General features: G+C 45.6%; 1 protein-coding gene. It reads left to right on the top strand.

Annotated features, from left to right (window positions below):
- Positions 1–566: UvrD-helicase domain-containing protein (locus R7P74_RS28235; RefSeq protein WP_318123993.1), on the top strand; the 566-nt coding region annotated here is incomplete at both ends.

Genomic DNA, 566 nt, shown 5'->3' with positions numbered 1-566 from the left:
TGTTATGGTCGATGAGTATCAAGATATCTCTCCAGATCGTTTGGCGTTGATCGAAGCGTTATGTGAATCAACAGAGAAGCAGCCTGGCGCAACCTTGTTTGCCGTAGGCGATGACTGGCAAGCGATTTACCAGTTTGCGGGCGCAGATGTGGACTTGATTACTGGGTTTAAAGAGCGATTCGCTCACTCTACGGTACATCACCTAGACACGACCTATCGTTTCAATAATCAAATTGGCGATGTGGCGAATACGTTCGTGCAGCAAAACCCATCACAATTACCGAAGACGCTCAACAGCCACAAACAACGCAAGCAAAAGAGCGTGCACACAGCGCCAAGCAACCAAGTTGAGAAAATCCTCGATCAATTGAATCAACAAGCGAAACAAACTAAGTCTGTATTGCTGCTTGGCCGTAATCATTACCATAAACCCGATTTGTATGATGACTGGTTAAGACGATTCCCGAATCTCGATATTCGTTTTATGACTTGTCATGCGAGTAAAGGTCGAGAAGCCGATTTTGTGATTATTTTGGCTGTGGATGAAGGGCTGTTCCCAGCGAAGA

The organism is Vibrio sp. 2033 (assembly GCF_033339735.1).
Note: the sequence above shows the minus strand (reverse complement) of the source record. Positions and strands in the feature narration are given on the sequence as shown.